Here is a 19,065-nt window from a genome sequence, read left to right on the forward strand (position 1 = left end):
ATGACTCAGGCGTCCTTGCAGCAGTTTTATATTCCCGAAGAACAATCGGTTTATCTGCTCAGCCATCATGACGCGCGCAAACTCAAGGATTGGGTGGCGTTATGCCAGACGCAGCTGGCTCAATTGGGCTATCGGGACATCCAGCTGATCGGCAAGGGCGCCTACGGCTTTGTCTTTGCAGGCACCACCCCCACCGGGGATGAATACGTCTTCAAATTCACCCGGGTCACCTTGCCGGCTCATCTTCAGGAACGCCTGGAAGAAGAAGCCTTCATGCTGGAACAGGTGGAGCACCCGCGGGTGCCGGCGCTGGTGGCCTATCAGCGGGTGCGGGGCCAGTCGATTCTGGTCATGCAGCGGGCGCCGGGGTTGAATCTCGAAGAGTTTTCCTTGCGTGAGGGGCGCCTGTCCCCACGCCTGGTGATGCGCATTGCCGTGCAGCTGGCGGATATTCTGAGCGCATTACGCCGGGAAGCCGGCTCGAATCCGCAGCCGATCGTGCATGGCGATATCAAACCTTCCAACCTGGTCTTCGACCCCGAGCGCGAGGACATTGCCCTGATCGACTGGGGCTCCTCGGTGTTTGCGCAGCTCGATGCCAATCAACAGTTCGTCACCGCCAGTGTCATGGAACTGATGTCGGATAACCTTCAGCAGACCAATGCGCGCCTGGGCGATGTGTATTACATCGGCGAGGAACAACTCAACGGTGCGCTTTCTTCCCCCCGCTTCGATGAACAGGGTGCTGCAGGAACGCTTTACGCCCTGGCCTCGGCGCAGTCCTGTCGCTTCGGCCATCGTGCCATCCCGGCCTCCTCGCTGGGGCTGCCGATGGAATTGGCGCGTACCCTGGATGGCATGCTCGACCCCGACCCCGCAGTGCGTTTGCGTGCCGGCGACCATTTTATCCAGGCCATGCCGCGCTTGGCTCGGCTGGTGATGGTGGAATTGCCGGAACCGCCTTCGACACCGCTGGTACCCATCTGGAGCCATGCCGCCGAGCGTGAAATCGATACCGTGGTGTACAGTTCACGCAAGGCCTTTCTGCGCGAAGCCGGGGGGCAAGAGCTGCTCAACGATGTCAACGACGTCCAGCTAGACCGCTATTACAAGAACTTCATGCAGGGCATGGGCGAGACCGAAAAGGCCTTTCTGGCCGCGGTGAGCCGCCTGGGAAAATATCCCGTCGTGGGCGGGCTTGCCGTGCGCTGGGAGCGCGACGGGGTATATATCGATACGTCCCTGAACCTGCACGATGCCGAGCTTAAGCCGGCCTTCGTGGCCGCGGTCAATAATATCGTGCATCTGGCGCGCGCCATTCACCGGCGCGGGATCTTCAAGAGCTGTCTGTTCAATGCGCGTGATACGCTCCACCTGGAACGTACCCACCCAGCCGAGCCGTTTTACGTGCTCGAGGATATGCGGATTCGCTATGAAATGAGTGCCGTGCCGGAGCTTGAAGACCGCACGCGCCAGCACAGCTATTTCGAGGATGGCCCCGACCCGGAAGAGCTTTTGACATTGCCCGAGGCGATCATGACGGCGCTCAAGGCGCTCAACGAGATTCACCACACCGGCATGATCATCTTCGAGGCGTTACCCCACCATCTCAAGATTCACAGTTATTACCGCTTGCTTGATCCCAGCCGCGAACAGGCATTTGCCCGGCATCTGACCAGTATTCTGGAGGCCGTCGATCAGATCGAAGGGCTGGGGGTGTCAGGCTTCATGAAGATGCCCTACAAGGACACGCGCTACTTCACGCACCTGGAGCGCCAGCCGGAACGCTTTTACCCGCGCGACCCGCGGGCAGTGGCAACTGACAGCAAGCTTGCGACTAAAAGCGGTTGAGTAATGCCAGGTAGGTCTCGCATGCTTGGGTGGCGCTGACCGGTTGCAGGTGAATTTCGCTGCCGGGCAGGCACTGGGCAAGGGTGGCGCAGGCGATCGGGGTCAAGGCGCCCAGGCGCGGGTAGCCGCCGATGGTCTGACGGTCGTTGAGCAATACGATGGGCTGGCCGTCGGCGGGCACCTGAACGGCACCCAGTGGAATACCTTCCGAAATCATCCCCGATAATCTGCAGTTCAACGGCGGACCCAGCAGGCGTACGCCCATGCGGTCGGCGCGGTTATCCACCTGCCAGGCACTGTTGAACGCCTGGTATAGGCTACGACCGGTGAAATGCCCGGCCTGTGCCCCCAGAACCAGGGGCAGCCGACAACCGCTCTTGGGCATGCAGGGCGCAAGGGCTTCGGGCAGCCGGCGCTCGCCGGGCGCCTTGCCTTGCCAGGTCAGGCGGTCACCGGCCTTGAGCGGCTGGCCGTCATCGTGCAGGCCACCCAGGCGCTCGCGTGTGGTGCAGGCACGGCTGCCGAGCACTTCGGGCGCATCGAGGCCGCCGGGGAAGGCCAGATAGGCACGCAGCCCGGCGCGCGGCTGGCGAAATGCCAGGCGTTGCCCCGGCGAGACGGTGAAGCTTGTGCCCGGGGCAAGCGGGGCATCATCAAGGGTGGCATCCAGGTCAGCCCCCACCAGAGCCAGGCGGGTCGGGCACTCCACCGCAAGGGTCAAGCCGCCCCCCACCACGATTTCCAGGGCGGCGCTCTCCAGGGGGTTGCCGAGTAACCAGTTGGCCCAGCGGTGCGAGATCCAGTCGGCAGCACCGCCCTGGGTCACGCCTAGATGGCGCACCCCGAAGCGTCCCCCATCCTGAATCAATGCCAGCGGCCCCGCCTTGACGACGCTAATTCCCTTGGGTGTGGTGCTGTTCACTAGCGCTCCTCCAGCGGGGTAATGTCACCGCCCTGGGCTTCGAAGTCGCTACGCGAGATCGACTTGAAGCGTACCTTGTCGCCCGGGCGCAGCAGCGGCTCGCCGCGGCGCGCATAGTCGTAAAGCGGCACGGCGGTTCTGCCCAGAATGTTCCAGCCACCGGGTGAAAGCAGCGGATAGATCGCCGTCTGGCGCTCGGCGATGCCCACGCTACCCGCAGCCACCTTACGCCGCGGGGTATCCAGGCGCGGCGTGGCCAGCGCTTGCTCGACCAGGCCCATGAAGCCGTAACCGGGCGCAAAGCCCAGCGCGAACACGCAGTAGGCATGGTTGCAGTGGCGTCTGATCACTTCCTCGATAGGCACGCCGGCGCGGCTGGCAACGCGCGGCAGGTCGGGGCCGACGCTCGGGTCATACCACACCGGGATTTCGTGCAACTGCCCGGCCTGAGTATCGGCGGGGGTCAAGTGCTCAAGGGCTTCCAGGATACGAGCGCGAGCCTGGGAGTGGTTCAACCGCCGACAGTCGTAATGCACCAGCAAGGTGGTGTAGGAGGGCACCAGGTCGATCAGGCTTTCAGCGAAGGCCTCGCGCAGCGCCTGGTCGGCGGCCATGATCCAGGCCATGTTCTGCTCGTCGATGCTGTCGAAAAGTCGGGCCATGAGGCTGTCCATGGCCACGGTTTCCAGGCGCACAGTTTCCATGGACAGTTGCGGCTGGACTTTCACGCAGACTCCAGGGCTTGGAACGCTTCGCGAATGGCGCGTACCGCCGCTATCGATTCCGGGTTATCGCCATGCACGCAGAGCGTATCGGTGGGCAAGTGAAGGGGGGTGCCATCGAGTGCCATCAAGGGCTCGCCCTTGGCCAGCGTAATGGCCTGGGCGACGATGGTGGCCTGGTCGTTGTGCACCGCATTGGGCAGGCGTCTCGAGGCCAGGTGGCCCTGGCCGTCGTAGGCGCGATCGGCAAACGTCTCGAACCATATCGTCATGCCCATTTCGGCGGCTAACTGGCGGTTGGGTTCCGGGTCGGCGGTCGCCATCATCACCAGCGGCAGGTCGGGGTCAAAGGCCCGCACCGCGCGCATCACCCCCTTGAGTAACTCGGGGTCGCGAGCCATGTCGTTGTACAGGGCGCCATGCGGCTTGACGTAATGCAGGCGAGTGCCCTCGGCCTGGCAGATGCCGGCCAGGGCGCCTATCTGGTAGAGCACGATGTCTTCGGCTTCCTCAGGGCTATGGCTTATCGAGCGACGGCCGAAGCCCATCAAGTCGGCATAGGCCGGGTGAGCGCCGATCCTGACCCCGTACTTATTGGCCAGCAGCACGGTAAGGCGCATCACATGCGGGTCGGAGGCATGAAAACCGCAGGCGATATTGGCACAGTCGACGTAAGGCATGACATCGGCATCCATGCCCAGCGTCCAGTTGCCGAAGCTTTCGCCCATATCGCAATTGAGCAAGGGGAGGGTCATGGGGACTCCTGTTGTGGGTTCGGTCAGCAATTGGTTTCGTTATAAAACCCAATATATGGATTCGACCTGGCTAGTGCCAATTTCTCAAGTAACTATCGTTTTTGGCAATAGCATACATCGATGCCGCTGGCCATGTTTTCAGCGTTGGGAAAAATGTTTGACGCTATTGTTCAAGGGGCATAACACTTGGAAGGATGCGAAAGCCGCGAACCGGTTCGCAAAAGGCTTGATCTGTTTCTGGCTATCTGTTTCTGACTATTTTTTTCTAACAGTAAGAGGATACATCATGATGCATAAGAACATCGCTTCGCCCCTGACGTTGGCCTTGGCCTGTGCGCTTGCCGCAGGCACCGCCCAGGCCGCCGAATGGAACATGGCAACGCCCTATGGCGATGCCAGCTTTCATACCCAAAACAACAAGCAATTCGCCGAAGACGTGGCCGAAGCCACCGATGGCGACCTGAGCATCAATGTGCACAGTGGCGGCTCGCTGGTCTCCCACGAGGAAATCAAGCCCTCGGTACGCCGCGGCACCGTCCAGGCCGGTGAGATATTTCTGTCTATCCTCTCCAACGAACATCCCATCTTCGAGGTCGATACGCTGCCCGGGGTTGCCGGTAGCTACGACCAGGCTTACGAGCTGTGGGAAGCCACCCGGCCGATGATCGCCGAGCTGTTCGCCGAAGAAGGCCTGATGCCGCTGTATGCGGTGGCCTGGCCCGCGCAAGGGATATATACCGATTTCGAGCTGACCGACGAAGAACAGTTCGAGGGGCTCAGAGTACGGGCGCCCAACATCAATACCCAGCGCTTCGTGCAGAACCTGGGGGGCATTCCTACCGAGACCGAAGAGTCGGATATCCCCACGGCCTTCAGCACCGGCCGGGTGGATGCCATGATCACCTCGAGCTCCACGGGTAATGCGATGACCGCCTGGGATTATGTCTCGCACTATACCGAGGCCAATCTCTGGCTGCCCAAGAACATGGTTTTCATCAATCAGCGCGCTTTCGATCGTCTGGACGAGGCAACCCAGGAGGCGCTGCTGGAGGCTGCCGAGCGAGCCGAAAAGCGTGGCTGGGAAATGAGCAAGGAAAACAACCAGGAAAGCCTTGAGGCATTGCAGGAAAACGGCATGACGGTCTCCGAGCCCAACGAAGACGTGGCTGCAGCGCTTCAGGAAGCCGGGGATACGTTGTTTGAAAGCTGGCAGGAGCGTGCCGACGAGGCCACTCTGGAAGTGCTTGAAGACTACCGTGAACAGCGTGATGCCAACTAAGCAATAGCCACTGACAAGATGCCGGTGCGGTGGAGGTATCCGCCGCACCTCGTTTCAGCGTTTCGCGAGACAATTTCATGACGTTCAAATTCAACAAGCTCTATCAGTGGGGAGCATGGGGCGCCGCTGCCTGCATGATCATGATCTGCGCGCTGATAGCGATCCAGGTCATCTTCCGGGTAGTCGACGCGCTACTGACCATGGTGGGCATGGATCGTCTGGGGATGAGCATTACCGGTGTCTCTGAAATCGCCGGCTATCTGCTGGTGGGCGCTACCTTCCTGGCGCTTGCCTATACCTTCGTGCATCAGGCACATATTCGCATGACCCTGGTCATCACGCGCTTGCCCTCGGCAGTGCGGGCATGGTTCGAGGTGCTTTGCCTGGTGATTGCCCTGGCTCTCTGTGTGTTGCTGACCTACGGGCTGATCGATCTTACCCGGGTAAGCCTGGTTTACGGCGATGTCTCCTCGGGCTTTCTATCGATTCCGCTATGGATTCCTCAAACGGTACTCGTCGTCGGAGTGGCATTGCTGGCCCTGGCACTGCTTGAAGCACTCCTCATGACGCTACGCATCGCCTTGACCGATCCTTCGAGCTATCGCGACCCCACAGAAGCGGATGATTCTGAGCGTGACTGAGTTCCAACCCGTTCTAGCGGAGAGACTTTTGTGCTGATATTGAGTGTGGCTATTATTTTAACCTTGGCATTTTTGCTGGGAAGCGGGGTGTGGATCGCCTTCGCCCTGATCGGCACTGCCTGGGTTGCACTGACCTTTTTTACCCCCTTTGCGGCGGGCCCGATACTGGCGTCGGACTTCTGGGGGGCAAGCTATGGCTGGGATCTCACCGCCTTGCCGATGTTCATCTGGATGGGCGAGATACTGTTTCGTTCGGGGCTGGCCGACAACATGTTCCGGGGGCTTTCGCCCTGGCTCAATCGGCTGCCGGGGCGGCTGTTGCATACCAACATCATCGGCAGCGGCATGTTCGCCGCGGTGTGCGGCTCTTCGGCGGCAACGTGCGCCACCGTGGGCAAGATGACCCTGCCGGAGCTTGAACGGCGTGGCTACGACAGCAACATGGCGATTGGCACCCTGGCCAGCGCCTCGACGCTAGGGCTGCTGATTCCCCCTTCGATCATGCTGATCGTTTACGGCGTGGTCACCGAGCAGTCGATCTCGCGGCTGTTCATGGCGGGTATCGGCCCGGCGTTGTTGATCCTTACCTTGTTCATCGGCTATCTGGTGCTCTGGGCGCTACTCAAGGGTAACCGCGAAGGGCTCACCGGCCACGACGAATCCTCCATGCCACTGGGCGAAAAGCTGCGCAATACCTGGGCACTGGTGCCGATACTGGTACTCATCGGCGGCATCATCGGCTCGATCTATGGGGGGCTTGCATCACCGACCGAAGCGGCGGCCATCGGGGTCGTGCTGTCGATCGTGATCGCGCGATTCAATGGCAGTTTCAACCGACGTATCTTCAGTGACTCTCTATTCGCCGCGATACGCACCGCCTGCATGATCGCCTTCATCATCGCCGGGGCGTCGTTTCTCACCTCAGCCATGGGCTTCACCCAGATACCCATGCAGCTGGCGCGTGCCATTGGTGAGATGGGGCTTTCACCGACCATGCTGCTGGTGACGCTGACCTTGTTGCTGCTGGTGATGGGGTGCTTTCTGGATGGTATCTCGCTGATCCTGCTGGTGACCGCGATCATCATGCCGTTGATCGACGCCGCTGGGTTCGACCTGATCTGGTTCGGTATCTATCTGGTGGTGGTGGTGGAGATGTCGCAGATCACTCCCCCGGTAGGTTTCAACCTGTTCGTGATCCAGGGGCTGACCGGCAAGGACATCCTGACGATTACCCGCGCCACGCTGCCATTCTTCCTGCTGATGCTGCTCTCCATCGCCCTGATGCACTGGTTTCCGCAAATTGCCTTGTACCTGCCCCAGGCGATGAACCGCTAAGTGAGTACTTAAGGCTGGTTAGCTAGTTCGCCATGCAGCCAGCTAATCAATTTCCGGCTCAGTTCATCGCCGGCTTCACCGAACGCTGCCACCACCTGGGGTATCTCCACGCTCTCGGCCCTGGCGCTGGCGCTTAGTGAGCGGCTGGCGACAGCTTGCCGCTTGGCGTCGAGCAGTTTGACGTCAAGTTGCAGCCGGGCTTCAGGGTGGCCCTGGATATACTCGCTCTGAAAACTGCGCAGCTCGCTCAGCAAGGTGTAATCGGTGGGCAGTTTGCCGCTGCTGACACTGGCGAAGAGACCGCTTTCCTGAAGTGCTTCAATCAAGCGTTGCTGAACGAGCACCGGGGCATCGTCGTGCCAGTGCGCGCCTTCGTAGACGCTGACCACCAGAGGTTCAGGAAACACCACGATACGCTCGCTACCCAAGAGGCGGCCGGCTTCCGGTGTCTCTACGCCTAGCGTGACGGCACCCAGCGAGGAAGGTGCTTCACCGATGCTGCTGGCGGGTAGGCGATAAAGCGTCAATGACTCCTGTTCAGGTAGCACGGTACAGCCTGAAACAGCCAGCACCGTGATACAGGCCAGTAGCGGCCTCGGTATACGCTGTAAGAAGCTTGATTTATTCAAGGGCTGAACTCCTCTACGCGATCGCGCCCGAGTAGAAAATCAGTGGGATTTTCATTCAAACGCCGCGTAAGTCGGTTGAGGTTGGTAAGGGTCTCGCGCAATTGATCCAGGGCGGGAGCAATGTCCTGGCTGCCTTGCAATCCGATTTCAATGGCTTGGGCGTTATTTTCGACCAAGAGCTCGATGCGCTGTGCGGCTTGTGCCACGTTGTTGCTGGCATAGGTGGCACTTTGAAGCATTTGTTGTCCCTCGCCCTCGAGTAACTGGGTCGTTGCCTGGCTTAGCTTGCTGATATCGGCCAGGGTCTGGGTGGCTTCTCGCGTCAGGTCCCCAAACAGCGCCATATTGGTATCCAGCGCTTCTCGCTGGGAAGCGATGATTTGCGTTATCTGAGCCACGTTAGCCACTATTTCCTCGGCGCGTTGGGCATTATCGTCGGTAAACAGTTGATTGACGTTGCTCAAGATCGCATTGATGTTGCTCAGCGCTTCCCCGCCTTCATCGAAGAGCGCCGCGATAGGCGAGGGGTCGGCGCGAATCACCGGCGGATGAGTGTCGGCTTCACGGCGCAACAAGGGGCTCTCCGGGCGGCCACCATACAGCTGGATGCGCATATTGCCGGCCACACTGGCCAACGCCAAGCGTGCCCGGGTATCTACCTTGATAGGGGTGTCCTGGTAGACGCGAATATCGGCCAATACCTGACGTGGGTCGTCGGGGTTGAGCTTCAATTGCGTGACGTTACCCACTTCGATGCCATTGTATTGGACCTGGCTGTCGGTAGATAAGCCGCCCACGCTTTGCTCGAACAAGACCCGGTACTCATGGTATTGCTGTTGCCTGCCGGCCTGGTTGATCCAGAGCGCAAACAACAAGGCGCCACCCGCCAGTGCCAGGGTAAAGAATCCGATCAATACATGATGCGCACGGGTTTCCATGGGCTGGCTACTCCTGAAGGTGGTGAGTGCTGGCGGCTTGCTGGGCGGCCCGACCCCGAGGGCCATGAAAATACGCCTGAACCCAGTCGTCCTGGGTGGCGGCTACCTCATCCAGGGTGCCGGCTGCCAGCACGCGCTTTTGCGAAATCACCGCCACCCGGTCGCAGCTTGAATAGAGTGTATCCAGGTCGTGGGTGACCAGAAATACACTGAAGCGCAGGGCGTCGCGCAGGGTCACCAATAGCTCATCGAAGGCCGCCGCACTGATAGGATCCAGCCCGGCAGTCGGTTCATCGAGAAACAGCACATCCGGGTCGAGTGCCAGCGCTCGCGCCAAGGCGGCCCGCTTGACCATGCCCCCCGAAAGCGACTCGGGAGACTGCAGGGCGGCGCTGGCCGGCAACCCCACCAGGGAAAGCTTGACGCGGGCCAGGTACTCGGCATCCGAGCGGGAAAGTCGCGCATGCTCGATCAAGGGCAGGGCAATATTTTCCTGCAAGTTCAATGAACTGAATAAAGCGCCGCGCTGAAAGAGCACGCCGAAGCGCCGCTCCATCTGGCTGCGTTGCTGGCTATCCAGTGAATCCAGTGCCTGGCCAAACACTTCCACGCAACCTTCATCGGGGCGCTTGAGCCCCACGATGCTGCGCAACAACACGGACTTGCCCGAGCCGGAGCCGCCGACGATGCCCAGGATCTCTCCCGGAAGCACATCCAGGTCGAGGTTGTCGTGAACCACATTGTCGCCGAAGCGATTGACCAGCCCCCTGACACTTATCACCGGCTCTTGATCCGCTGTTTTATGCTTCGTTTGCCTGTCGCTCATTACCATCCCATTTCCATGAAAAATAACGCGGCAAGCGCATCCAGAAGAATCACCATGAAAATCGACTGCACGACACTTGAGGTGGTGTGTTCTCCCACGGACTGAGCGCTACCCTTGACCTTGAACCCTTCCAGACAACCGATCAACGCAATCACAAAGGCAAACACCGGCGCCTTGCTGAGTCCAAGCAAAAAATGCGTGACCGCAATATCGCGCTCCAGGGTGCCGATAAACTGGGATAACGCAATATCCAGGGATAAGGAAGCCACCATCGCACCGCCCGCCAGGCCGCTGAGCATCCCCACAAAAGTCAACAAGGGCAAGGTGATCAGCATCGCCATGACGCGAGGCAGTACCAGAAGCTCAATGGGGTCGAGGCCCTGGGTCCGCAAGGCATCGATTTCTTCATTGGCTTTCATCGACCCGAGTTGCGCGGTGAAAGCACTGGCGGTACGCCCGGCGAGCAAGATCGCCGCCAAGAGGACGCCGAATTCACGCAGAAAGGAAAATGCCACCAGGTCAATGGTGTAAATAGTCGCACCGAAATTGCGAAGCACTGTCGCGCCGAGAAAGGCCACCACGGCGCCCACCATGAACGTCAACAGCGCCACGATGGGCACGGCGTTGAAGCCGCTTTGCTGAATATGCGCAACGATGGCGGTAAGGCGCCAGCGGCGAGGATGCCACAAGATCCGCGCGAAGGTGGCGACTACCAGGCCGGTAAAGCCCATCAATTGAAGCTGCTGGTGCCACAAGGCGTCGACTTGCTGGCCGAGCAGCGCCAGCATGGCGTGCCACCAGGGCTCGGACACTGGTTTGGGCGCAAGGGAAGAACTCATGGCCTGGGCTATCCGGGCCAGCAAGGCCTGGCGCTCTGCCGGAAGCGAGGGTGCCCATGCATGAATCTCCCCGACCCGTTCAACCCCCAGCAGCTCGACCAGCAAGGCGGCGCCGGCGGTATCGATGGCCTGCAGATTTTCCAGGCTGATCTCCCGCGCCTGCCCAGCCTGGGCCGGCAGGTGCGCAATAGCGGCTTTCAACTGGGGGAAATGGGCAAGCGTCCATTCGCCTTCAATGGCGAGCTCGTCTTCCTGATAAACCACCCATTGGGCTGACATCGACGGTTCCTTAACTAGAAAGAGGGTGCGGTTCTCTGTCGTCATGTTCCCCAAGCTCTCTCCAGGCGGCGTAAGTGCTCAGAAATACCCGCCCGGTCAGCTCATCCAGAAAGTCGCTGCGTTTGAGCTGATCCATGACCGGGCCCTTGATTTCCGCCAGATGCAGGGTAACGCTGGAATCCTTGAGGCGTGCATTGATCGCATCGAGGCTTTCCAGGGCGGAGGCATCGATCAGGTTGACCGCAGAACATATCAGCACTACATGCTCGAGTTCCGGGCGCGTGGCGATCAGATTGTACAGGGTGTCTTCAAGGTAGCGGGCATTGGCGAAATACAGACTTTCGTCGATCCGCAAAAGCGCTAGATGAGAGGCGGTTTCCACCTCATGGCGCACCACATTACGAAAATGCTCGGTATCGGGCACGCGGCCCACCAGGGCGCTATGCGGGCGGCTGGTGCGATAAAGAAACAGCCCGATCGAAAGAATGACCCCGGCAATGATGCCCATCTCCACGCCTTCCACCAGGGTAAAACCGATGGTCACCGCCATGGAGGAAAAGTCGGTACGCGAATAGCGCCACGTCTGGCGCAGCATGGGAATATCCACCAGCGTCAGAATGGCAACGGTAATGGTGGCGGCCAGGGTGGCAATCGGCAGGTGATACAGCAGTGGGGTCATCGACAGCGTCACGACCGCGATGCCCAGTGCGGCAAAGGCGCCGGCGGCGGGGGTCTTGGCACCGGCATCGTAGTTGATCACGGTACGCGAGAGGCCCCCGGTCACCGGCATGCCGCTGGAAATGCCCGCCGCCAGATTGGCCGTGCCCAGGCCGACCAATTCCTGGTTGGGCGAAATCCGCTGGCGATGCTTGGCGGCCAGCATCTGTCCCATGGATACCGACTCCACGAACCCGACCAGGCTGATCAGCAGCGCAGGAATCAACAGGGCGCGCCATAGCGAGGTCTCGGCATCCCAGGGCAGGCTAAGGGCGGGAAGCCCCTGAGGAATGCTGCCGACCACCGCAACGCCCTGCTCGGCGAGCCCCAAATGCCAGGTCAGCAGGGTGGTGATAACCACGGCAAATACCGGCCCGGCCTTGGCCACCAGGTCGGCGAACATGCTGGGAAACCCCAGCCGCATCAGGGCTTTCTTGCCCTGGCGGCGCATGATCACCAGAAACGCCAGCGTGCCCAAGCCAATCGCCAGCGTCGGCCAGTGCAGGGTGGCAAGGTTGGGCACCAGGCTGATCAGGCGATCAACCAGCGTGAAACCGCTGCTCTCGATACCCAGCAGATTGCCCAGCTGGCTGGCGGCAATCAGAATGCCGGAGGCGGTGAGAAACCCCGAGATCACCGGATGACTCAGGAAATTGCTGAAAAACCCCAGGCGCATCGCGCCCATGGCGATCAGCATGACGCCGGAAAGCAGCGACAGGATCAATGCCGCCTGCAGGTAGTCCGGGGTTCCCGGCGTGGTGACGCCGGAAAGCGCCGCGCCGGTCATCAAGGCGATGATAGCCACCGGGCCCACGGCCAGGGTGCGGCTGGTGCCGAACACGCAGTACAGCAATTGCGGCAGGATACTGGCGTAAAGCCCCACCACGGCGGGCAACCCCGCCAAGAGGGCATAGGCCAATGATTGCGGAATCACCATGATGGTGACTATCACGCCCGCCAGCAGGTCGGCACCCAGCAAACGACCCTGATAGTGCGGCAACCAACTGAGTATGGGAAAGTAGCGTTTGAACATGAGCCTCTAATGGCGCCAGGAAGAATGAACGATAAAAAGAATGAACGATAAAGTAATCATCAGACTAAACGATATTAGCTTCCAGGGTGAGCCTTGGTTAGCATCGGGTGAAATCCGATACATGAAAACCCGTCTGTGCTCTCAACCCCTCACATCGCTATCAAGGATACATGATGAAACCCGAAACCATTGCGCTGCATCATGGTTATGCCCCGGACAATCAACATGCCGTGGCAGTGCCTATTCACCAGACCACCTCCTTTGCGTTTGATAGCGCCCAGCATGCCGCGGATCTTTTCGATCTCAAGGTCGAAGGCAATATCTATTCGCGGATCATGAACCCCACCTGTGCGGTGCTCGAACAGCGGGTTGCCGCCCTGGAAGGGGGCATCGCCGGCCTGGCGGTCGCCTCGGGCATGGCGGCGATCACCTACGCCATCCAGACCATTGCCGAAGCCGGCGACAACATCGTCTCGATCAGCGAGCTGTATGGCGGCACCTACAATCTGTTCGCGCATACCCTGCCGCGCCAAGGCATTCAGGTGCGCTTCGCCGACAAAGACGACTTCGCCGGTATCGAAGCGCTGATCGACGAGCGCACCAAGGCGGTGTATTGCGAAAGCGTGGGCAACCCTTCGGGGGGCATCGTCGATATCGAGCGTCTGGCCGAAGTGGCCCATCGCCATGGGGTGCCGGTGATCGTGGATAACACCACCGCCACGCCCTTTCTGTGGCGGCCCATCGAGCAGGGGGCGGATATCGTGGTGCACTCCGCCACCAAGTACATTGGCGGCCATGGCACCACCGTAGGTGGCGTCATCGTGGATTCCGGCAAGTTCCCCTGGGCGGAACACGCCACCCGCTTTCCGCTGCTCACCGAGCCGGATGTGTCCTATCACGGGGTAAGCTATACCCGCGATGTCGGCGAGGCAGCGTTCATTACCCGGGCGCGGGTCGTGCCACTGCGCAACATGGGCGCGTCACTTTCCGCCCAGGCGGCGTGGAATCTTCTCCAAGGCCTGGAAACACTGGCGCTACGCATCGAGCGCATCTGTGAAAACACCCATGCAGTCGCCAGCTTTCTGGAGCTGCATCCTCAAGTGCGCTGGGTGCAATATGCGGGTCTCGAAAACCATAAGGATTACGCCCTGGCGCAGAAATACATGGATGGCCATGCCTCGGGGATTCTGAGTTTCGGCATTGAAGGCGGCCAGGCGGCCGGCGAGCGTTTTTACGATGCCCTGAGTCTGATTCTGCGCCTGGTCAATATCGGCGACGCCAAGAGCTGCTCCTCGATTCCCGCCTCCACCACCCACCGCCAGCTCGACGCCGATGAACTCGAGGCGGCGGGGGTCTCGGCGGACATGGTGCGGCTATCGATCGGCATCGAACATATCGATGATCTCCTGGCGGATATCGACCAGGCCTTGAAGGTGGCTGCCCGCGGCTAGTCCAGTCAGTGACAAGCTAGTCAGCGGCCAGCAGGCGGCTGGGGCGTGACTGCCAGGCGGACCAGGAGTACAGCGCCAGCCCCGTCCAGATCAGCAAGAAGGTCGTCAGCTGGATGGGCGACAGCGGCTCGTGAAACACCAGCAGGGCAATCAGAAACTGAATGCTGGGGTTGATGTACATCAGAAACCCCAGGGTAGCCAGACGCAGACGCCTTGCCGCCCCGGCAAATGCCATCAACGGCAAGGCGGTGATCACGCCGCTGGCGATCAGCAGCAAGGTGGTAAATTGCTCGTCGGCGAAGTGCGAAAGCTCCTGCAGGCTGAGCCAGCTCAATGCCAGCAGGCCCAGCGGGAGCAGCAACAGCGTTTCCACGAACAACCCGGAAAGCCCGTCCAGCGGTACCTGTTTTCTGAGCAGGCCGTAAGTGCCGAAGGACAGCGCCAGTGCCAGGCTGATCCAGGGCAATTCCCCGAGCAGAAAGAACTGAATGGCAATCGCCAGGGTAGCCAGCCCCAGGGCGACCAGTTGCAAGCGGGCCATGAGCTCACGCAGCACCAGCATGCCCAAGGCGACATTGACCAGCGGGGTCAAAAAATAGCCCAGGCTGGCCTGCAGTACCTGCTGGGTTTCCACCGCGTAAATATACAGCCCCCAGTTAAGGCCGATAAGCAGGGCGCAGGCCAATACCCGCCCCAGGCGCTTGGGTTCCGCCAGGGCAAGCCTGACCGGCGCCCAGCGTCTAAGCAGGGTGATCAGGCCGACCAGAAAAACGCACGACCAGATTATCCGATGGATCAATATTTCATAGGCAGGCACACCCTCGAACAAGGCGAAGAAAAGCGGAAAGCAGCCCCACATGACATAGGCGGCAAGCCCGAAGCCCACCCCCTTGGCCGCTTCCGGATCAGCATTGTTTGAGTGGAACATGACGGCCTCATCGTTGAAAAATGTTAATCTAGCACATAATGAACCCCAGATTATTAAAGCGCATGAAGGAGCCTTACCGATGAGTAAGCTGAGAGCCAGCCTGGTGCAATGCGACCTGCGCTGGGAAGATCCGCAGGCTAATCATCAGCACCTGGAAACCCTGCTGGGCGAACTGGATGGGCGTGAAACGGACCTGATCGTGTTGCCGGAAATGTTTGCCACCGGCTTCACCATGAATTCCCGCGAGATGGCGCAGCCGATGCAGCAAAGCCCCAGTGTGGCCTGGCTGAGCGACCAGGCGCAGCAACGCGACTGCGTGATGACCGGAAGTGTGGCGATCGAGGACAACGGCGAATACTACAACCGGATGATCTGGGCCACCCCGGACGGCGAAATTGTGCATTACGACAAGCGCCATCTGTTTCGCATGGCCGGCGAGCACGAACGCTATGGCATGGGCCAGCAGCGTTGCGTGGTGGAACTCAAGGGCATGAAGCTCTTGCTGAGCGTCTGTTACGACCTGCGCTTTCCGGTATGGCTGCGCCAGCAACCCACCGCCGAGGAAGCGTTTGAATACGATGCGCTGCTATGTGTCGCCAATTGGCCGGCACCGCGGCGTCAGCCATGGCGCACCCTGCTCCAGGCCCGAGCGGTGGAAAACCTGTGCTACGTGATCGGGGTCAATCGGGTGGGTGAGGATGCCAAGAACACGCCGTATGCCGGCGATTCGATGTTGGTCGATTTCAAGGGCGACCCCCTGATCGACCGCGACGCCGATAGCGGTTTCATCGAGACCGGCACGCTGGACAAGGACGCCCTGGATGCGTTTCGCGAGAAGTTTCCCGCCTGGCAGGATGCCGATCGTTTTCAACTATTGCCGGGAGTAGGGCATTGATTCGTCTGGATCGTTTTTTGAGTGAAACCACGGAATTGACTCGCAGCCTGGCCAAGCGCGCGCTCAAACGTGAAGAAGTCACCGTCAATGGTGAAGTAACCAAGCAAGGGGCCTTGCAGCTTGACCCTGATCAGGACAAGGTCACCTGGAACGGGGTGCCGCTCGAGCTGGTCGGCCTGCGCTATCTGATGATGAACAAGCCCGAAGGCGTGGAATGCACCGCGCGGCGCGGCCTGTACCCCCGGGTAGTCGAGTTGATCGACCTGCCCAAGGTGGAACGCTTGCAATCGGTAGGCCGGCTGGATGTCGACACCACCGGGCTTCTGCTCTTGACTGACGACGGCCACTGGTCACACCGGGTGAGTGCCCCCAAGAAGCGTTGCGCCAAGGTGTACCTGGCCAGCCTGGCGCAGCCGCTGGAAGGCCAGCAGGCCGAGGAGGCGATTGCCCGGGTAAGCGAAGGCCTGATGCTGGACGGTGAAGAAGAGCTCACCCACCCAGCCACCCTCGAACTGGTGACGCCCACCCAGGCGCGCCTGATCATCACCGAAGGGCGCTATCATCAGGTAAAACGCATGTTTGCCGCCCTGGGCAACCACGTGGAAGCCCTGCACCGCGAGTCGATCGGCCCCCTGGTGCTGGACCCTTCCCTGAAACCCGGCGAATGGCGCGAGCTCAGCGCCGAAGAAGTCGCGCTTTTCTAAACCTGAGTGGGTAGGAGGGCGATTTATCGCGCGAGGGGTTTGCCTGAAATAGGCACCAACCCATAGCCCCCGCAGATCTTGACCGGGTAGGAGGGCGATTTATCGCGCGAGGGGTTTGCCTGAAATGGGCAACAACCAGGGCTCGCCCGACAAGTCGGCCTCCTACCAATCTACTACCACCATCCCCGTAGGAGCTGGCTTCAGCCGGCGATTGGCGCCGCAGGCGCCTGGGACAAGATCCATCGCCCGACAAGTCGAGTTCCCACCAACCCACACCACCATCCCCGTAGGAGCTGGCTTCAGCCGGCGATTGGCGCCGCAGGCGCCTTGGGGCAATAACCCAAGGACTCGCCCGATAAATCAGGCTCCCACCAAACCCACCACCATCCCCGTAGGAGCTGGCTTCAGCCGGCGATTGGCGCCGCAGGCGCCTGGACAACAATCCAAGGACTCGCCCGATAAATCAGGCTCCCACCAACCCACTTCAGCCGGCGATTGGCGCCGCAGGCGCCTGGGGGTAAGCTCCATCGCCCGACAAGTCGAGCTCCCACCAAACCCACTACCACCCCCGTAGGAGCTGGCTTCAGCCGGCGATGGGCGCCGCAGGCGCCTGGGACACCAACCCAGGGCTCGCCCGACAAGTCGGCCTCCTACCTTATTACCCGCCCCTGAGGATCTTGACCTGGTGGGAGGGCGATTTATCGCGCGAGGGGTTTGCGTAGTGGGTTGTCCAGGGCGAGGTAGTTGACTGGCATCTATTTCATTGGCAAGTCCACGTGGAAGGTAGTACCCACGTGGACTTGCGAGTCGAAATGCACTTGGCCTTGCATGCCTTCCACATAGGCTTTAACGAGAGCGAGCCCGAGCCCGGTGCCTGGTCCTTTCGTCTTGCCATTCTGGGCATCACTGCCCGGGGACTGGCTGAATTTCTCGAAGAGATAGGGTCTGAATTCTTCGGGAATACCTGGGCCTTGATCGATAACGCTAATTCGTACCCGGTTGCCATCGCTATGGTCTTCATTGAGGCGCTGTGCCTCGACCCTTACGGCTTTTCTTTCGGGAGAAAATTTGATCGCGTTGGACAGCAGATTGGTCAGTACCTGCTGCAGGCGATCCTGATCTGCAAGCACCTCTACCTGCGGTATCTCTCCGAGCTTTAAGTCGACCTCATGTTTAAGTGCGAAGCCCTGATTGGTGCTCACGGCCTCGTTGAGAACTTCAGCGAGGTTAAGCGGCTTTAGTTTGAAGTCGACTTTGCCTAACTCCGCTTTCTCAAGGTCGAGAAACTCCGTGACCAGCCTCACCAGCCGCTGGCTATTGCGCTGAGCAAGAGAGGCCATTTCGGCTATTGGGTCTGGAACAGGTCCGGCCATGCCGGATGTGATTACCGTGAGCGCGCCATCGATGGACCCGAGGGGAGTGCGTAGCTCATGACTTACGGTGGAAAGAAGGTCTCGCTGGGCACGTTCTATCGCTTTGCGCTCGCTAATATCGCGCACGACACTTGCAAAAACGGGTACGGCAGTCCTGATGACCTGTAGCCGGATCTCTACCGGATACAACAGTCCATTCTTGCGGCGGCGCAGTTGCTCGCTGACCACAACCTCTTTTTCGCCTTGACGCAGCGGCCGAAGTAGCACCTCCAAAGTTTCTCGGTCTAGCTCCGGCATCACATCCACTGGTGTGGCTTCCTTGAGAGCCTCAAGGTCGATATCCAGCTCTTCCAAGGCATTGGCGTTGGCATAAATATAGCGCAGGCTATCCATGTCAAAAAGTGCCACCTCTTCCGACATAGCGTCGAGCACCGATCCAAGCCAGGCGGATCGAGCTTCCTGTCGACGTGTCTTGAGCAGTGTTTCGACCAGCTGGGCCAAGGCATTGATGGCTTCTGTTTGCTCCGGTTCCAGTTGGCGGGGCTTGCGATCCATCACGCACAGAGTGCCGAGGGCATGCCCTTCGGCACTCTGGATTGGTTTGCCGGCATAGAAGCGGGCATGGAAATCACTCTCGACAAATGGGTTGTCGTGAAAGCGCGGGTCCTGGCTGGCATCGGGCACTTCCATGATGTCTTCGCCGAGAATGGCATGACCGCAGAAACTATCTTCACGGTCGGATTCATGTACATCCATACCGTAGGTAGACTTGAACCATTGGCGGCGGGAATCAAGCAGCGCAATGAACGCATAAGGAGTATCGCAGATTTTCGCCGCCAGGGTCGTGATGTTGTCGAACACCGCTTCGCTTGGCGTATCAAGAATATAATGGTCAGTAAGATTGGTCAGTCGAGCAGCTTCATTTGGCGGTAGAAGTGGTTTTTGCAT

Annotated in this window: 17 protein-coding genes; 7 read left to right on the forward strand and 10 right to left on the reverse strand. The window is 60.0% G+C overall.

What is annotated here, in order from left to right:
* A complete protein-coding gene (locus GPM19_RS09580) occupies nucleotides 1-1,851 on the forward strand; it encodes a protein kinase domain-containing protein (protein ID WP_160418823.1) in 1,851 nt (616 codons plus the stop codon).
* Here the strand turns inward: GPM19_RS09580 and GPM19_RS09585 are convergent.
* From GPM19_RS09585 to GPM19_RS09595, 3 genes are read right to left on the reverse strand one after another with little or no spacing between them, the layout of a single operon-like run.
* On the reverse strand, nucleotides 1,838-2,773 hold the full coding sequence (locus GPM19_RS09585; RefSeq protein WP_160418824.1) for a 5-oxoprolinase subunit C family protein: 936 nt from the start codon (nucleotides 2,771-2,773) through the stop codon (nucleotides 1,838-1,840). The two genes, GPM19_RS09580 and GPM19_RS09585, sit on opposite strands and share 14 nt — an antisense overlap.
* Complete coding sequence (gene pxpB / locus GPM19_RS09590; protein ID WP_160418978.1) at nucleotides 2,773-3,477, reverse strand: 5-oxoprolinase subunit PxpB; 705 nt, start codon at nucleotides 3,475-3,477, stop codon at nucleotides 2,773-2,775. Before pxpB ends, GPM19_RS09585 begins: the two co-directional genes overlap by 1 nt.
* 20 nt (nucleotides 3,478-3,497) lie before the next feature.
* On the reverse strand, nucleotides 3,498-4,250 hold the full coding sequence (locus GPM19_RS09595) for a 5-oxoprolinase subunit PxpA (protein WP_160418825.1): 753 nt from the start codon (nucleotides 4,248-4,250) through the stop codon (nucleotides 3,498-3,500).
* Between the two features lie 289 nt (nucleotides 4,251-4,539).
* On the opposite strand from GPM19_RS09595, the gene GPM19_RS09600 reads away from it, so the two are divergent.
* The 3 genes from GPM19_RS09600 (at nucleotide 4,540) to GPM19_RS09610 (ending at nucleotide 7,505) form a co-directional block, all read left to right on the forward strand.
* Nucleotides 4,540-5,529, forward strand: coding sequence for a TRAP transporter substrate-binding protein (locus GPM19_RS09600; protein WP_160418979.1), 990 nt, complete (start codon nucleotides 4,540-4,542; stop codon nucleotides 5,527-5,529).
* A gap of 77 nt (nucleotides 5,530-5,606) precedes the next feature.
* The gene (locus tag GPM19_RS09605; protein ID WP_160418826.1) at nucleotides 5,607-6,170 is read left to right on the forward strand and encodes a TRAP transporter small permease; all 564 of its coding nucleotides are present in this window, start codon (nucleotides 5,607-5,609) and stop codon (nucleotides 6,168-6,170) included.
* Between the two features lie 30 nt (nucleotides 6,171-6,200).
* Nucleotides 6,201-7,505: a TRAP transporter large permease gene (locus GPM19_RS09610; RefSeq protein ID WP_160418827.1), complete on the forward strand. Its 1,305-nt coding sequence runs from the start codon at nucleotides 6,201-6,203 to the stop codon at nucleotides 7,503-7,505.
* 8 nt (nucleotides 7,506-7,513) lie between these two features.
* On the opposite strand, the gene GPM19_RS09615 is transcribed toward GPM19_RS09610, so the two are convergent.
* The 5 genes from GPM19_RS09615 to GPM19_RS09635 are packed head-to-tail and all read right to left on the reverse strand — an operon-like array spanning nucleotide 7,514 to nucleotide 12,766.
* Nucleotides 7,514-8,134 (reverse strand): ABC-type transport auxiliary lipoprotein family protein, encoded by a 621-nt coding sequence (locus GPM19_RS09615; RefSeq protein ID WP_227842334.1) that lies wholly within the window; start codon nucleotides 8,132-8,134, stop codon nucleotides 7,514-7,516.
* A complete protein-coding gene (locus tag GPM19_RS09620) occupies nucleotides 8,131-9,072 on the reverse strand; it encodes an MlaD family protein (protein ID WP_160418828.1) in 942 nt (313 codons plus the stop codon). The genes GPM19_RS09615 and GPM19_RS09620 overlap by 4 nt, the downstream gene beginning before the upstream one ends.
* A 7-nt stretch (nucleotides 9,073-9,079) precedes the next feature.
* A complete protein-coding gene (locus GPM19_RS09625) occupies nucleotides 9,080-9,898 on the reverse strand; it encodes an ABC transporter ATP-binding protein (protein WP_371829358.1) in 819 nt (272 codons plus the stop codon).
* Nucleotides 9,898-11,016: an ABC transporter permease gene (locus GPM19_RS09630; RefSeq protein WP_160418830.1), complete on the reverse strand. Its 1,119-nt coding sequence runs from the start codon at nucleotides 11,014-11,016 to the stop codon at nucleotides 9,898-9,900. The genes GPM19_RS09625 and GPM19_RS09630 overlap by 1 nt, the downstream gene beginning before the upstream one ends.
* A 10-nt stretch (nucleotides 11,017-11,026) precedes the next feature.
* Complete coding sequence (locus tag GPM19_RS09635; RefSeq protein WP_160418831.1) at nucleotides 11,027-12,766, reverse strand: SulP family inorganic anion transporter; 1,740 nt, start codon at nucleotides 12,764-12,766, stop codon at nucleotides 11,027-11,029.
* Between the two features lie 173 nt (nucleotides 12,767-12,939).
* On the opposite strand from GPM19_RS09635, the gene GPM19_RS09640 reads away from it, so the two are divergent.
* Nucleotides 12,940-14,217, forward strand: coding sequence for an O-acetylhomoserine aminocarboxypropyltransferase/cysteine synthase family protein (locus GPM19_RS09640; RefSeq protein WP_160418832.1), 1,278 nt, complete (start codon nucleotides 12,940-12,942; stop codon nucleotides 14,215-14,217).
* 16 nt (nucleotides 14,218-14,233) lie between these two features.
* Here the strand turns inward: GPM19_RS09640 and rarD are convergent, their stop codons facing one another.
* Nucleotides 14,234-15,145 carry an EamA family transporter RarD gene (gene rarD / locus GPM19_RS09645; protein WP_160418833.1) on the reverse strand — a complete coding sequence of 304 codons (912 nt, stop codon included), beginning with the start codon at nucleotides 15,143-15,145 and terminating at the stop codon, nucleotides 14,234-14,236.
* A 79-nt stretch (nucleotides 15,146-15,224) separates the two neighbouring features.
* Between rarD and GPM19_RS09650 the strand changes: the two genes are divergently transcribed.
* Together GPM19_RS09650 and GPM19_RS09655 are read left to right on the forward strand one after the other, a co-directional pair.
* Complete coding sequence (locus tag GPM19_RS09650; RefSeq protein WP_160418834.1) at nucleotides 15,225-16,040, forward strand: amidohydrolase; 816 nt, start codon at nucleotides 15,225-15,227, stop codon at nucleotides 16,038-16,040.
* Nucleotides 16,040-16,744 (forward strand): pseudouridine synthase, encoded by a 705-nt coding sequence (locus GPM19_RS09655; RefSeq protein ID WP_160418981.1) that lies wholly within the window; start codon nucleotides 16,040-16,042, stop codon nucleotides 16,742-16,744. Before GPM19_RS09650 ends, GPM19_RS09655 begins: the two co-directional genes overlap by 1 nt.
* 755 nt (nucleotides 16,745-17,499) lie before the next feature.
* On the opposite strand, the gene GPM19_RS09660 is transcribed toward GPM19_RS09655, so the two are convergent.
* Nucleotides 17,500-19,065: a GAF domain-containing sensor histidine kinase gene (locus GPM19_RS09660; RefSeq protein WP_160418835.1), complete on the reverse strand. Its 1,566-nt coding sequence runs from the start codon at nucleotides 19,063-19,065 to the stop codon at nucleotides 17,500-17,502.

It is taken from the genome of Vreelandella zhuhanensis (assembly GCF_009793355.1).
Taxonomy (GTDB): Bacteria; Pseudomonadota; Gammaproteobacteria; order Pseudomonadales; family Halomonadaceae; genus Vreelandella; species Vreelandella zhuhanensis.